The organism is Marichromatium gracile, assembly GCF_004343155.1.
In the GTDB taxonomy this organism is placed as follows: Bacteria; Pseudomonadota; Gammaproteobacteria; order Chromatiales; family Chromatiaceae; genus Marichromatium; species Marichromatium gracile.
On sequence record NZ_SMDC01000007.1, the window covers coordinates 16,329 to 29,259 of the forward strand.

Consider the following 12,931-nt stretch of genomic DNA (forward strand, 5'->3'; position numbering starts at 1 on the left):
GGACTCGTCGACCCGCTGTTCAGATCCGGATGACCGTCACCAATATCGCCCACGCGCTCGGGCTCCACATGCACCAGCCCCCGGGCAATCTGCGCCTGCTGATCGAGGTCAGCCCCTGGGAGGCCGAGCAGATCATCCGTTGTTACGAACGGGTCCTGCGCTATGCCGAGCACTTTCGCGATGTCGCGGTGTTGCATGTCGGTTTCTCCGGGGTGCTGCTCGAGCAGCTGCTCGATCCTGAGGTGGTCGCGCGCTATCGCGCCATCGTCGACATCCCGGCGATGCTCGAGCGATATCGCCGGGCGGCCAACATCGAGCTGGTGGGGACGGGGTATTCGCATCCGATCTTCCCGTTGATCGCGCGCGCCGACTGGTCCGAGCAACTGGTGCGGGGGCGGGCCCTGATTGAGCGCGCCTTCGGCCGCGCGCCGCGTGGGTTCTGGCCGCCGGAGCTGGCCTTCACCATGGAGATGATCCCGGCGCTGGTGAAGGCTGGTTACGACTATGTGGTGGTCGACGGTGGCCATGTGCGCCCGGCAGATGGCATGAGCGACGTGCTGCGCCCCTATCTGGCCTGTCATGATGGCGCCTGCATCCGTGTGGTGCCGCGCGATCGCGCCCTCTCCGGCGCGCAGCAATCGGGACTGGAGCCCGATGGTTTCGAGCGCGAGGTCTGTGTCCGCGCCGCCCGCTCGCCGCGTCCCCGCGAGCCGCGTTTGCTCACCACCTGGTGCGACGGTGAGAATGGTGCCTGGCTGCGTCAGACCCAGGAGCAGGCTGGCTTCTTCGGTCATTTCTTCGCGCCGCAGATGACGCGCTGGCGCGCCGGCGAGAGCATGATCCGTCCGGTCTCGCTCGGACGCTATCTCGATGCCTTTCATCCACGTGTCCACGCGCGGGTCCAGACCGGTTGCTGGAACACCGACGCCGATGTCGGCGCCGCGCTCTCGCGCTGGACCGGTAGTCGGGCGCAGCGTGCGGCGGTGACCGAGCTGGTGCGACTGAGCGAGCGGTATTGGAGTCTGTTGCGCGAATATCGCGAGGATGACGATGATGGCCACCTGACGCGCGCCCGGCAGTTGATCCTCGAGGCCGAGACCAGCTGCTATCTGTACTGGGGCGAGTCCTGGCTGCCGTATCTGCATCAACGCCTGGAGGCTGCTGCATCCGCCTTGGCCGAGTTCGCGGGAGAGAGCGGCTCGGCGCCGCCTCCGATATGCTGCGCGGTCGACTTGACGTCGGCCGACGCCGAGGCCTGATGGGGCTGATTTGAAGAGGAGCGCAGAGCGATCGATATCCACCAAGACTTCAGCGCGGACGAGGTCAGTGCGCGTCCCGGCGATGCCGCCGATGCGGTGATGGTCGATCCATCGCTGATGTCGTATCCGGTGTCGCTGGATTTCCCTGCGCCCCGGCGTGGCAGTGAGGTGACCCTGTTCGAGCACGCCGCCGGTGGTATCGGGGCGAGCTGGTGTCTCGCCTCGACCGATGTGGCTCGCGCCGCCGCGCTCTTTGGTCCTGGAGGGGCGAGTCCGGTGGTGCGGTTGCTGCGTGCGGATCCGGGCGCCGGCGATCGGCTGGTGGCGGAGCGGGTGGTGCGGGCACGGGTGAGCGGTGGCGCGCATGGGCTGATGGGACTCGTGGAGAGACCGCCGAGCGGTGATTATTGCGCCGAGCTCGGGCTCTCCGACGGCGCCGAGGGCTGGGTGATGATCGCCCGCTCCGAGCCCTTCGCGCATGGACTCGGGCTCGAGGTCGATGTCGAGCGGGTGCGCCGCGGTGTCGTGGCGCGAGGCGATGTCGCCGCCTCGGTGTCGATCGCCGCGCCTGCCGATGTGTCGCGGCCGGAGGAGGCGCGACTGGTCGGTCAGGCCCCGCCGAGATTGGAGTACGCGCAGCCCTCGCCGCGCGCCGAGGATGTCGTGGTCGAGGCGCGGTTGTGCGTCTCGGGCTGGGCGCCGCCGGGGCGCGAGATCGATCTCTTCGGTCAGCCGTATCGGGTGGGGCCCGGTGGGCGCTTCCAGTTCGAGTGTCGGGTCGAGGATCCTGAGTTGCTGCGTGCGATCCTGGCGCAGCATCCGCCAGCGCTGGCGTCGCGCACCGAGGAGGACTGAGCGATGCGCGTGGTCATGGTCGGCGCCGAGTGTGCGCCCTTTGCCAAGGTCGGTGGGCTCGGTGACTTCATCCAGGGGCTGGCGCGCGCCCTGGCCGCGACCGGTGTCGAGGTCCAGGTGCTGCTGCCCTATTATCGCGGGCTGCTGCCGGAGCCTTTCGTCTCGCGGCTCGAGCCGCTCGACGTCGCAGTATCGATCCCGCTCGATGGCGCCGCGCTCGAGTGCACCTGCTGGCGTCTGCGCGCCGAGGGACTCGACTGTGTCCTGATCGATCCGGCGGGTGACTGGTTCCGCCGCCCGCACGTCTACGGTGAGCCCGACGACGGGCTGCGCTTCGCGCTGTTCGCGCGCGCGGCCGATGCGCTGCTGCGCCGCCCCGGATGGCGGCCCGACATCATCCATTGTCACGACTGGCAGAGTGCGCAGCTGCCGGCGCTGCAATGGGCCGTGACGGATGCCGGCGAGCCCCCGGTCCGGGTCTGTCTCACCCTGCACAACCTCGCCCATCAGGGGCTGATCGAGCCGGCGGTGTTGGCCCGTCTCGGGGTCGATGTCGGGACGCTGCTCGGTCCGGGGCCGCTCGACGATCCCGCCGCGCCGGGGCGGGCCAATCTGTTGCGTGGCGCCATCCACTGTGCCGACTTCGTCAATACCGTCTCGCCGCGCTATGCCTGGGAGGTCCTGCACACCGGGCAGGGCATGGGGCTGCAGGGGGTGCTACAGGCCCATGTCGACAAGTTCGGCGGCATCCTCAACGGCATCGACGACGCGCTCTGGGATCCGCGGACCGATCCGCTGATCCCCGTCCACTATGGCCCCGACAGCCTGTCGCTCAAGGCCCGCAACGGCGAGGCGTTACGCCGGCGTCTGGGGTTGCGCGCGCGCGCCGCGCCGATCCTCGCCGTGGTCAGTCGGCTCGACGCGCAGAAGGGTGTCGAGCTGATCCTCGGCGGGATCGACAGCGCGCTCGCGCTCGGCTGTCAGGTGGTGCTGCTCGGCGCCGCGCCGGATGCGGCGGTGGCCGCGCGCTTCGCCGCCAAGCGCGAGGCGCTGGCCGACTGTCCCGATGCCCATCTCGAACTCGCCTTCGACGAGGGGCTGGCCCATCTCATCTATGCCGGTGCCGACATGATCCTGGTGCCGAGCCGCTATGAGCCCTGCGGGCTGACCCAGCTGATCGCGATGCGCTACGGCACCGTCCCCCTGGTGCGTCGGGTCGGCGGTCTGGCCGATACCGTGGTCGACGCCAACCACAGCGATCGCCCGGTGGGTGAGCGCAACGGTTATCTGTTCGAGGCGCAGACGACCGAGGCGGTGCATGCCGTCCTGGGTCGCGCCGCTTGGCTGTGGCGCCATCACCCGGATCACTTCGATCGTCTCCGGGACAACGGGATGCGTGCCGATCACGGTTGGCGGCGCCCGGCGGCGCGTTATCTCGACCTCTATCGCGGGCTGCTCGGCGCGTGATCCCGATGTCTGGCGCGGCGTGCGTGCCGCGCCAGGTTCGGGACGTGAGAGATGGTTCCGGGACCTTCCTGACGTCTGTGGCTTCAGCCTCACCGGGGAGTGGGGTGCGTCGATTTCCGGGTGTCATGGTCGTCTCGGGAAACTAGCAATTATCGAACCATGAAATGTCTTGCGAATTGAAATGAAAGCCGATTCAGCGGCTTGTCTGTCCATTAAAAACATCTGTCCAATTTTATTGACATCACAAGGCGTCAAGCTAATATGACACCTGGGATCCCCAAGGGGTTCTGAGGAATTTCAAGGTCTGGCTGATTGCCAGGCCATTCGGTTCTCGATCACCGAACTCTCAATTCGCAATCCGCCGAGGAGGAGAATCATGCAGGTATTCGACTACAAGCCGATGGAACAGGATTACCGGATCTGGTTGGTCGTCAATCCCTCAACCTGGCTGATTCCGATCCTTGCCGCGGTGCTGGTCGTCGCGCTCGCAGTCCACGTCTATGCCTTCTCGCTCCCGGATCAGGGTTGGGCGGCGCCCGAGGCGGCTGCCGCGCCCGAAGAGGTCGTGGTCGTCGAGGAGGTGGTCATCGTCGAGGAGCCGGCCGCAGTCGAAGAGGCTGCGCCTGCCGCCGAAGAGGCCGCGCCGGTCGAGGACGCTGCACCTGCCGAGGAGGCCGCACCGGCTGAAGAAGCCGCTCCGGCCATGCCCGAGACCGCTTGATCCGTCTCCGTCGTGACGGCGAGCCGTTCGTCGTCGCGGCACACCCGCCGCGGCCCCGGTCGCGGTAACCCATGACCCATCTTGGAGGATGACCCCAATGAGTCTTTCCGGACTGACCGATCAGCAGGCGAAGGAATTCCACGAGCAGTTCAAGGTGACCTACACCGCGTTCGTCGGGCTTGCTGCGCTCGCCCATCTGTTCGTCATCGCGGCCAATCCCTGGTTCTGATCTCACGCCCACCGGCGTCCCTGACCATCACTCAAAGAGAGAGTTGTCATGAGCGATATCGCAAAGCCGAAAAACCCCGATGACGATTGGAAGATCTGGCTCGTCGTCAATCCTGCCACCTGGCTGATGCCGATCCTGTTCTCCGTGCTGGTCATCGCGCTCGCGGTGCACGCGGTGGTGTTCTCGATCGGTCTGGGCTGGTAACGGCCACCGATCCGGTGTCGCCGAGCGGTCTCTGACGGCCGTCGGTGAACCAGATCAACGGGGATGCGTTCGCGCATCCCCGTTTTTCATTGGCTCATGCCTCGCTCCCGGTCTCGGTCGGCGTCTGTTCGAGCAGGCGCTCGATGTGGACCCGCACTGCCGGGATCACCCGCGCGACCTCGGGCGAGAGCCGGTAGCTGGCGTAGTCGAGCGAGGCGGCGCCGACCGAGAGCAGCCAGGCCCTCGGGCGGTGGTCATAGAGGGCCTCGCACCAGGCGAGCAGTTCGCGCGGATCGAGGAAGTGGGCCATGCTCGATCCGCCGGTGCGGCTCGGGTCGAGACGTTGACAACGGATCTCGCCGGGCGCGGTATCGAGCGCGGCGTCGAGGAAGATCACCCGGTCGCAGTCGAGCAGCTCCGGGATCAGGTCGGCGGTGAGGATATGACGGGCATGGATCCGCAGGCGCGGGTCGCTCGTCTCCGCCCCGAGTTGTTCGGCGAGCAGCGGGCCGAAGGCGTCGTCGCCGCGGATCGGGCTGCCGTAGCCGAGGATCAGGACTGGCATGTGCGCTCCAGGCGGTCGAGCAGCCGCTCGCGCTGATCGCGCAGCTCGATGACCAGTGGCATCTGACCGACGGCGTGCGAGGCGCAGGACAGACAGGGATCGTAGCAGCGGATCACCGCCTCGACCCGGTTGAGCATGCCCTCGTTCAAGCTGTTGCCGTCGACATAGGCTGCGGCGACCTGACGGATGCTCTGGTTCATCGCCAGGTTGTTGTGACCGGTGGCGATCACCAGATCGACCCAGGTGATCAGCCCCGTCTCGTCGATGCGGTAGTGGTGCATCAGGGTGCCGCGCGGGGCCTCGGCGACACCGATCCCTTCGTCGCGATTGCTGCGCGCGCGGGCACGCACCCGGGTGTCGAGGATCTCGGGGTGTCTGAGCAGTCGCTCCATCATCTCCAGGGCATAGATGATCTCGACCAGCCGCGCGTAGTGATAGTGGAAGCTGCTGCTCACCGGTCCGGACTCCTGCAGCATGCGGAACTCGGCGAGGGCGACGTCGGCATAGGGGGTGCCGCAGGCGTCGGCGTTGTTGAGCCGCGCCAGCGGGCCGACGCGATAGATCCCCTGCGGATAGCCGTGCGGCTTGTAGTAGGGGAACTTCATGTAGCTGAAGTCCTCGACCGCCTCGCCGATCAGCCGGGGGTATTCGTGCGGCGGCACCTGATCCTCGAGGATTCGACCCTCGGCGTCCTTCACCCGCAACAGCCCGTCGTAGTGCTCGAGCCGTCCCTCGGGGCTGACCAGGCTGAGAAACAGGGTGGGGAAGTTGCCAAAGCGCGTCGCCTCGTCGCGAAAACGCGGCAGCAGTCCCTTGTAGAGGTCGTAGGTGCGCTTGGCAATCTCCAGCCCCTCGGGGAGCAGGCCGAGGATGGCGTCGCGTTGCTCGGCGCCGAGCGGCTCGCTCACCCCGCCGGGCACCACCCAGGTCGGGTGGATCTTCTTGCCGCCCAGGGTCTCGATGATCTGCTGACCGATCTGGCGCAGCCGGATGCCGTCGCGCGCGAGTTCGGGGTGCTGGCGCATCACCCCGAAGATGTTGCGGCTGGCCGGGTCGGCGTCCCAGCCGAGCAGCAGGTCGGGCGAGGAGAGATGGAAGAAGGAGAGCGCGTGCGATTGCGCCAGCTGGGCAAGGTTCATCACCCGGCGCAGCCGCTCGGCCGCCGGCGGGATGCTCACCGAGAGCAGATGATCGCAGGCCTTGTTGGAGGCGAGCAGGTGACTGACCGGGCAGATCCCGCAGGTGCGCGCGGTGAGCGCCGGCATCTCGCGATAGGGCCGACCCTCGCAGAACTTCTCGAAGCCGCGGAACTGGGTGAGATGGAAGCGGGCGTCGGCGACCTCGCCCTGGTCGTCGAGCTGGAGGCTGATCCGGGCGTGTCCCTCGATGCGGGTGACCGGCTCGATGGTGATGGTGCGGCTCATGGTGTCCTCTTGCTCGTGGCGTGCCGGCTCAGGTGCCCGTCTCGCGCCCCTGCTCGTTGGCGAGCGCCCGGGTGGTGATCTCGTGGTAGAGATGGATCATCGAGGCGATGATGCCGCCGAGCTCGGGGTGATCGCGCCAGCGTGGCTGCAGCGACCGGGCGTCGGCGAAGACCTCCTCGAGAAAGCTCAGGTCGAAGGTGTCGAGCGCCTCGCCACGCTCGACCTTGGCCTTGATGTCGAGCGCGCGCGGCAGGCGCTGGGTGCGCAGTCGCCCGAGCAGGGCGACGATCACGCCTTGTTCGGTCTCGGGGTCGGACATGGCCGGTGGTCTCCTGGGGTTGGTCAGGCGCCGAAGCGGGTGAAGGCGCTGGGGTCGGGGTCGCGCCCCTCGAGCAGGGCGACGAGCACCTGCCAGATCGCCTCGGCGCTCGGGGGGCAGCCGGGGACGAAGACGTCGACGGTGACCTCGCCGTGGATCGGCACCACGCGCTGGCGCAGCGCCGGCACCCCGCGCTCGGGCAGCTGTGGCTGCAGGGTGACGTTCTCGCGATAGGCGCGGGCGAGCACCTGCTCGAGCGGGAAGTGGTTGCGCATCGCCGGCACGTTGCCGTTGACCGCGCAGTCGCCGAGGCTCACCAGCACCCGGCAGTGCGCACGGAAGCGGCGGGCGAGCGCGAGGTCGTCGGCGTTGCTGATCGAGCCCTCGAGGATGCCGACGTCGACCCGTTCGGGCAGCACCTTGGCATCGACCAGCGGGCTGTAGACGATATCGATGCGCTCGCTGAGCTCGATCAGCCGCTGGTCCATGTCGAGCAGCGACATGTGACAGCCCGAGCAGCCGTCGAGCCAGGCGGTGGCGACCTTGAGTTTGGGGGTGGCGCTCATCGTGGATGCCTCCGGCGCGCGAGGATCGGCAGGAAGTGCTGGTCCTTGACCATCTCGCCGACCGAGGTGCCCTGCTTGACCAGCGCTCCGGTGGGACAGACCTGGACGCACTTGCCGCAGCTGGTACAGGTCTCGCTCTCGGCCCAGGGCTGAGCCATGTCGGTGATCACCCGACAGTCGCTGCCCCGACCCATCACGTCCCAGGTGTGGGCGCCCTCGATCTCGTCGCACACCCGCACGCAGCGGGTGCAGAGGATGCAGCGGTCGTGATCGACCCGGAACATCTCGTGCGAGCTGTCGACCGGGTAGGAGACGGCGCGTCTGGGCATGCGCATGTGGTCTACCCCGCAGCGTTGCGCCAGAGTCTGCAGCTCGCAGTGACCGTTGGAGACGCACACCGAGCAGACATGGGCGCGCTCGGCGAACAGCAGCTCGACCAGGGTGCGGCGGTAGCGGCGCAGCCGCTCGGTGTCGGTGTGCACCTCCATGCCCTCGACCACCCGCGTCGAGCAGGCGGCGGCCAGGCGTGGTTGGCCGACGATCTCGACCATGCACAAGCGGCACCCGCCCCAGGCCGAGAGCCCCTCGAGGTAGCAGAGGCTGGGGATCGGGATGCGGTGCTCGCGACAGACCTCGATCAGGGTCTCGTCCTCGCGGGCGGAGAGGTCCTGGTCGTCGACCCTGAAGGTGACGACACGGACCTTGGGCTGGCTGGCTGGACCTGGCATGCTCCCTCCCGTGCCTTCAGTCGACGAGTCGCGACTCGTACTCGTCGCGGAAATAGCGTAGCGTGCTCAGCACCGGATTGGGCGCGGTCTGACCGAGCCCGCACAGGCTGGTGGCCTGCACCACCTCGCACAGCTCCTCGAGCAGCGCCAGCTCGGCGCGCCCGGCCTCGGCGGCGGCGATGCGTTCGAGCAGGGCGTGCATCTGCTGGGTGCCGGTGCGACAAGGCACGCACTTGCCGCACGACTCGGTCATGCAGAACTCCATGAAGTAGCGCGCGACATCGACCATGCTCGAGCGCTCGTCCATCACGATCATCCCCCCCGACCCCATGATGGTGCCCAGGCCCTTGAGGCTGTCGTAGTCGACCGGGGTGTCGAGATGGGCGCGGGGGATGCAGCCGCCCGAGGGGCCGCCGGTCTGTACCGCCTTGACCCGACCGCCGCCGGGGATGCCGCCGCCGATGACCTCGATGATGTGCGCCAGGCGGGTGCCCATGGGCACCTCGATCAGCCCGGTGTTGACGATGGTGCCGGCGAGCGCGAAGACCTTGGTGCCCTTGGAGCCCTCGGTGCCGAGGGCGGCGAACCAGTCGCCGCCCTCGCGCACGATGGGGGCGATGTTGGCGAAGGTCTCGACGTTGTTGATCAGCGTCGGACAGCCCCACAGCCCGGCCTCGGCGGGGTAGGGCGGGCGTGGCCGTGGCTGGCCGCGCAGCCCCTGGATCGAGGCCATCAGCGCGGTCTCCTCGCCGCAGACGAAGGCGCCGGCGCCGAGACGGAGCTCGATCTCGAAGCCGAACTGGGTGTCGGCGATCTGGCTGCCGAGGAAGCCGGCGCGCTTGGCCTTGCGGATGGCGTTGGTGAGCCGCTCGACGGCCAGCGGGTACTCGGCGCGGACATAGACATAGCCCTTGCTCGCGCCGACGGCATAGCCGGCGATGGCCATGCCCTCGATCACCCGATGGGGGTCTGACTCGAGCACCGCGCGATCCATGAAGGCGCCGGGGTCGCCCTCGTCGGCGTTGCACACGACATATTTCTGCCCGCCCGGCATCTTCGCCACCGTCGACCACTTCAGTCCGGTCGGGTAGCCGCCGCCGCCGCGACCGCGCAGGCCGCTGCTGGTGACCTCGCGGAGCACCTCGGCCGGGGTCAGCTCGGTGAGCGCGCGCACCAGGGCGCTGTAGCCGCCGACGGCGATGGCGTCGTCGAGGCTGTCGGGGTCGATCCGGCCCGAGTGTTCGAGCACGATGCGATGCTGGGCGGTGAAGAAGGGCTGGTCGGTGGGGCAGTGCAGCCGCTCGATGGGCTCTGGGTTGCCGAGGTTGTCGAGGATCGCCGGGGCGTCGGTGGGGGCGACGTCGCGATAGAGGCGCGAGGCGTTCAGCGTGTCGCCGGGTGCGGCCACCGCGACCAGCGGACCGGCCGAGCACAGCCCCATGCACCCGACCCCCTTGACCCGACAGCTCTGGGTCTGCGGCTCGACCCCGGCACGCAGCGCATCGAGCACCTGGCCGGAGCCCGAGGACTGACAGCTCGCGGCCATGCACACCCGGATCTCGTGTTCGGTCTCCGCGTCGCGGGCGCGGATGGTGGCGGCCTGTTCGGCGAGGTCGTCCAGATGCATCGCTCTGTCGCGGGGAGCCCGGCTGTGGCCGGGTGGGATAGCACGGCTCGTTGGCAAGCCCCGGTCCCGCTCTCCTCTTGAGGTTGGCTATCTCGGTGGCTGACTGGTCGGTGGCGCCTGACGGTGCCCGCCGCCCCCTGTGCTGAGGCCGCCGCCTCAGGCCGGCGCGCGGGCGCGTGGTGGCGGCGCTGGTGCGGTCTTCGCGTGTTCGAGCTGATCGAGCCGTTCGAGCAGTGCTTCCGGGGCGAGCTTGCCGACGACCTCGCCGTCGACCACCGCCGCCGGGGCCAGTCCGCAGGCGCCGACACAGCGCGCGGTGAGCACCGAGAGCGCGCCGTCGGCGGTGGTCTCGCCGGGCTCGACCTGGTGGTGCGCGCGCAGCGCATCGACCAGCACGCCCGCCCCCTTGATATAGCAGGCGGTGCCGGTGCACACCACACAGGTGTGACGTCCCTTGGGCTTGAGTCGGAACAGATGATAGAAGGTGGCGACACCGAAGACCTTGCTCAACGGGACGTCGAGCGAGGCGGCGACGAACCTGAGCGCGGTCTCGTCGAGAAAGCCGAAGGCGTCCTGGACGCTGTGCAGGGTCTCGATCAGGGCGTGATCGGCATAGCCGTTGCGGCGCATGGTGGCGTTGACCAGCTTCCAGCGGGTGTCGTCACTGGGCAGCGGCGGTTTGGGTCGATGCAGGCTCATGTCCCCTCCGTCCGTCTGGCGACGGTGCGTGGATTCGAGCGCGTTCGGTGTCTGTCCCCGGATGATCGCACCCGGATGCGCGTGCCGCTCCTCGCTTTCGGACGGGGTCGGCTCCCGGCTATACTCGCGCCAGTGCAAGTCCTGCTGCGCATCCAGACAAAGGAGACTATGGACGAAACGCTCGCATCCCGCAAACGGGCCCGCGGCATCTATCTGCTGCCCAACCTGTTCACCACTGCCGCGCTGTTCGCGGGCTTCTATGCCGTGCTCTCGGCCACCCATGGGCGTTTCGAAGCCGCTGCGCTGGCGGTGCTCGCGGCCATGGTGCTCGATGGTTTCGACGGGCGCATCGCGCGACTGACCCATACCCAGACCGATTTCGGCGCCGAGTACGACAGCCTCTCGGACATGGTCGCCTTCGGCGTCGCCCCGGCGCTGGTCGCCTATCACTGGGCGCTCTCCGGGCTGGGCAAGGTCGGCTGGCTCGCCGCCTTCGTCTATACCGCCGCCGCCGCGCTGCGGCTGGCGCGTTTCAATACCCAGGTCGGGATCGCCGACAAGCGCTACTTCCAGGGGCTGGCGAGTCCGGCGGCTGCCTCGATCATCGCCACTGGTGTGTGGCTGGGCACCGACCTGGGGGTCGATGGGGCGAGTCTGTCATGGCTCGCCGCGCTGCTCACCGCCGGGGCCGGCCTGTTGATGGTGAGCAATTTCCGCTATCAGAGCTTCAAGCAGGTCAATCTGCAGGGGCGCGTGCCCTTCCTGCTCGCCGTGGTCATCATGCTCAGCTTCGCGGTGGTCTACATCAACCCGCCGCTGGTGCTGTTTGTGATGTCGGTCAGCTATGCGCTCTCGGGTCCGGCATGGACCCAGATCCGTCTGCGTCAGCGTCGCGCGCGGCGGCGCCAGTGAGCGCCCGGGGGTAACCGCGGTGTCGGGACAACTCGTCTCCCTGGTGCTCGGCAGCGGTGGCGCGCGCGGGCTGGTCCACATCGGCGTGATCGAGTGGCTGAATGCCCATGGTTATCGGATCGCCTCGATCAGCGGCGCCTCGATGGGCGCGCTGGTCGGAGGCATCCACGCCGCCGGCGAGCTCGACGCCTACAAGCATTGGGTGTGTGCGCTGCGCCGTCCCGACGTGCTGCGCTTCCTCGACTTCGCCTTCAGCGGCGACGGGCTGATCAAGGGCAACCGCATCATGGACACCCTGCGGGCGATGGTCGGTGACTTCGCCATCGAGGATCTGCCGATCGTCTTCACCGCGGTGGCCACCGACCTCGACCGCCAGCGCGAGGTGTGGATCTCGCGCGGCGCGCTGTTCGACGCCATCCGCGCCTCGATCTCGATCCCCGGTGTGTTCCGCCCGCACTGCTATCTGGGCAAGACCCTGGTCGATGGCGGATTGCTCAATCCGGTGCCGATCGCCCCGACCTTTCGCGACCTCACCGACCTGACCATTGCGGTCAACCTCAATGCCCAGCCCATCCCCGAGGCGCCACGCCCCCGGGTCGAGCGCCGGAATGATGCCGCGGCCTCGGCCACGCCCCCTGCCGAGATCGGTTACGAGCAACGGATTCGCCAGTTTCTCGACGCCATCGGACTCGATCTCGCCCGCGAGGACGAGGACAAGCTGGGGATGTTCGAGCTGATGAACCGCTCCTTCGAGACCATGCAGAACAGTATCGCCGCGGTGCAGCTGGCCGCCTATCGCCCCGACGTGGTGATCGATGTGCCGCGCGATACCTGTGCCGCGCACGAGTTCCACCGCGCCAGCGAGTTGATCGAGCTCGGCCACGCCCTCACCGAGCAGGCCGTCCGCGAGGCGCGTCGCTGAGTTCGGGGCGCTGCTCTCAGCACAGCGCCAGCATGGCCTCCTCGCGGGTGTAGAAGAGCCCGTCGCGAACGAACCCCGAGACGATCCCGGGACGGGTCTGTACCACGTTGCCGGCGGCATCGCGGCGCGCCACCCAGGTCGGCGGCAGGCCGTCGAGCACATGCACCGGCGCCGGGGAGCCGTCACGGAACCGCGACAGCACCCACTCGCCGCTGGTGCTGTCGAGATAGCCGGGGACGAAGTTGGCGGTGCGGTTGTGTTCGCTCACCCCGCGGGTTGTGGCGAAACGGACATTCTCGTCATGCAATGACAGGGCTGTCAGGCCGGCGCTGCGTCGCGAAAGCGGCTCGAGCGGCCAGGAATGGGTGCCTCTGCTCGATGTTTCGTTACACATGATATCTGCTCGTTGCGTGGATGCTGACTGGGTGGTCAGC

General features: G+C 68.2%; 16 protein-coding genes. 8 read left to right on the forward strand and 8 right to left on the reverse strand.

Annotation, left to right across the window (positions count from 1 at the left end; genetic code table 11):
• Positions 1-29 precede the first annotated feature (29 nt).
• The 6 genes from EDC29_RS10980 (at position 30) to pufA (EDC29_RS11005) (ending at position 4,735) form a co-directional block, all read left to right on the forward strand.
• Positions 30-1,259 (forward strand): polysaccharide deacetylase family protein, encoded by a 1,230-nt coding sequence (locus tag EDC29_RS10980; protein WP_132229819.1) that lies wholly within the window; start codon positions 30-32, stop codon positions 1,257-1,259.
• Between the two features lie 99 nt (positions 1,260-1,358).
• Positions 1,359-2,114 carry a hypothetical protein gene (locus EDC29_RS10985; RefSeq protein WP_132229821.1) on the forward strand — a complete coding sequence of 252 codons (756 nt, stop codon included), beginning with the start codon at positions 1,359-1,361 and terminating at the stop codon, positions 2,112-2,114.
• A 3-nt stretch (positions 2,115-2,117) separates the two neighbouring features.
• The gene (locus EDC29_RS10990; RefSeq protein ID WP_132229823.1) at positions 2,118-3,581 is read left to right on the forward strand and encodes a glycogen synthase; all 1,464 of its coding nucleotides are present in this window, start codon (positions 2,118-2,120) and stop codon (positions 3,579-3,581) included.
• 376 nt (positions 3,582-3,957) lie between these two features.
• The gene (pufA, locus tag EDC29_RS10995) at positions 3,958-4,302 is read left to right on the forward strand and encodes a light-harvesting antenna LH1, alpha subunit (protein ID WP_132229825.1); all 345 of its coding nucleotides are present in this window, start codon (positions 3,958-3,960) and stop codon (positions 4,300-4,302) included.
• 88 nt (positions 4,303-4,390) lie between these two features.
• Positions 4,391-4,531: a light-harvesting antenna LH1, beta subunit gene (gene pufB, locus EDC29_RS11000; RefSeq protein ID WP_062277812.1), complete on the forward strand. Its 141-nt coding sequence runs from the start codon at positions 4,391-4,393 to the stop codon at positions 4,529-4,531.
• Between the two features lie 48 nt (positions 4,532-4,579).
• Positions 4,580-4,735, forward strand: a complete 156-nt coding sequence (gene pufA, locus EDC29_RS11005) for a light-harvesting antenna LH1, alpha subunit (protein ID WP_123140376.1) — start codon at positions 4,580-4,582, stop codon at positions 4,733-4,735.
• Between the two features lie 94 nt (positions 4,736-4,829).
• Here pufA (EDC29_RS11005) and EDC29_RS11010 read toward each other — a convergent pair whose 3' ends face one another.
• The 7 genes from EDC29_RS11010 to hoxE form a co-directional block, all read right to left on the reverse strand.
• On the reverse strand, positions 4,830-5,300 hold the full coding sequence (locus tag EDC29_RS11010; protein WP_123140375.1) for a hydrogenase maturation protease: 471 nt from the start codon (positions 5,298-5,300) through the stop codon (positions 4,830-4,832).
• On the reverse strand, positions 5,288-6,724 hold the full coding sequence (locus EDC29_RS11015; RefSeq protein ID WP_132229827.1) for a Ni/Fe hydrogenase subunit alpha: 1,437 nt from the start codon (positions 6,722-6,724) through the stop codon (positions 5,288-5,290). The genes EDC29_RS11010 and EDC29_RS11015 overlap by 13 nt, the downstream gene beginning before the upstream one ends.
• Positions 6,725-6,752: 28 nt before the next feature.
• Positions 6,753-7,043, reverse strand: coding sequence for a hypothetical protein (locus EDC29_RS11020; protein ID WP_132229829.1), 291 nt, complete (start codon positions 7,041-7,043; stop codon positions 6,753-6,755).
• A 23-nt stretch (positions 7,044-7,066) separates the two neighbouring features.
• Positions 7,067-7,609, reverse strand: coding sequence for an NADH-quinone oxidoreductase subunit B family protein (locus EDC29_RS11025; protein WP_132229831.1), 543 nt, complete (start codon positions 7,607-7,609; stop codon positions 7,067-7,069).
• The gene (gene hoxU / locus EDC29_RS11030; protein ID WP_123140371.1) at positions 7,606-8,337 is read right to left on the reverse strand and encodes a bidirectional hydrogenase complex protein HoxU; all 732 of its coding nucleotides are present in this window, start codon (positions 8,335-8,337) and stop codon (positions 7,606-7,608) included. The genes EDC29_RS11025 and hoxU overlap by 4 nt, the downstream gene beginning before the upstream one ends.
• Positions 8,338-8,353: 16 nt before the next feature.
• Complete coding sequence (locus EDC29_RS11035) at positions 8,354-9,964, reverse strand: (2Fe-2S) ferredoxin domain-containing protein (protein ID WP_123142577.1); 1,611 nt, start codon at positions 9,962-9,964, stop codon at positions 8,354-8,356.
• Positions 9,965-10,120: 156 nt separating this feature from the next.
• Complete coding sequence (hoxE, locus tag EDC29_RS11040; RefSeq protein WP_123140369.1) at positions 10,121-10,663, reverse strand: bidirectional hydrogenase complex protein HoxE; 543 nt, start codon at positions 10,661-10,663, stop codon at positions 10,121-10,123.
• Between the two features lie 168 nt (positions 10,664-10,831).
• Between hoxE and pssA the strand changes: the two genes are divergently transcribed.
• Together pssA and EDC29_RS11050 are read left to right on the forward strand one after the other, a co-directional pair.
• Positions 10,832-11,575, forward strand: a complete 744-nt coding sequence (gene pssA / locus EDC29_RS11045) for a CDP-diacylglycerol--serine O-phosphatidyltransferase (RefSeq protein WP_123140368.1) — start codon at positions 10,832-10,834, stop codon at positions 11,573-11,575.
• A gap of 19 nt (positions 11,576-11,594) precedes the next feature.
• Positions 11,595-12,497 (forward strand): patatin-like phospholipase family protein, encoded by a 903-nt coding sequence (locus EDC29_RS11050; RefSeq protein WP_123140367.1) that lies wholly within the window; start codon positions 11,595-11,597, stop codon positions 12,495-12,497.
• Between the two features lie 16 nt (positions 12,498-12,513).
• Here the strand turns inward: EDC29_RS11050 and EDC29_RS11055 are convergent, their stop codons facing one another.
• Positions 12,514-12,765, reverse strand: coding sequence for a hypothetical protein (locus EDC29_RS11055; RefSeq protein ID WP_223806093.1), 252 nt, complete (start codon positions 12,763-12,765; stop codon positions 12,514-12,516).
• Between the last annotated feature and the right edge of the window lie 166 nt (positions 12,766-12,931).

Coding starts and splice junctions, on each gene's coding strand:
- pufB (WP_062277812.1), top strand. CDS start 4,391: ATGACCCCAATGAGTCTTTCCGGACTGACCGATCAGCAGGCGAAGGAA.
- EDC29_RS11015 (WP_132229827.1), bottom strand. CDS start 6,724: ATGAGCCGCACCATCACCATCGAGCCGGTCACCCGCATCGAGGGACAC.
- EDC29_RS11010 (WP_123140375.1), bottom strand. CDS start 5,300: ATGCCAGTCCTGATCCTCGGCTACGGCAGCCCGATCCGCGGCGACGAC.
- hoxU (WP_123140371.1), bottom strand. CDS start 8,337: ATGCCAGGTCCAGCCAGCCAGCCCAAGGTCCGTGTCGTCACCTTCAGG.
- EDC29_RS11020 (WP_132229829.1), bottom strand. CDS start 7,043: ATGTCCGACCCCGAGACCGAACAAGGCGTGATCGTCGCCCTGCTCGGG.
- EDC29_RS10985 (WP_132229821.1), top strand. CDS start 1,359: ATGGTCGATCCATCGCTGATGTCGTATCCGGTGTCGCTGGATTTCCCT.
- pssA (WP_123140368.1), top strand. CDS start 10,832: ATGGACGAAACGCTCGCATCCCGCAAACGGGCCCGCGGCATCTATCTG.
- EDC29_RS10990 (WP_132229823.1), top strand. CDS start 2,118: ATGCGCGTGGTCATGGTCGGCGCCGAGTGTGCGCCCTTTGCCAAGGTC.
- EDC29_RS10980 (WP_132229819.1), top strand. CDS start 30: ATGACCGTCACCAATATCGCCCACGCGCTCGGGCTCCACATGCACCAG.
- pufA (WP_123140376.1), top strand. CDS start 4,580: ATGAGCGATATCGCAAAGCCGAAAAACCCCGATGACGATTGGAAGATC.
- pufA (WP_132229825.1), top strand. CDS start 3,958: ATGCAGGTATTCGACTACAAGCCGATGGAACAGGATTACCGGATCTGG.
- hoxE (WP_123140369.1), bottom strand. CDS start 10,663: ATGAGCCTGCATCGACCCAAACCGCCGCTGCCCAGTGACGACACCCGC.
- EDC29_RS11025 (WP_132229831.1), bottom strand. CDS start 7,609: ATGAGCGCCACCCCCAAACTCAAGGTCGCCACCGCCTGGCTCGACGGC.
- EDC29_RS11035 (WP_123142577.1), bottom strand. CDS start 9,964: ATGCATCTGGACGACCTCGCCGAACAGGCCGCCACCATCCGCGCCCGC.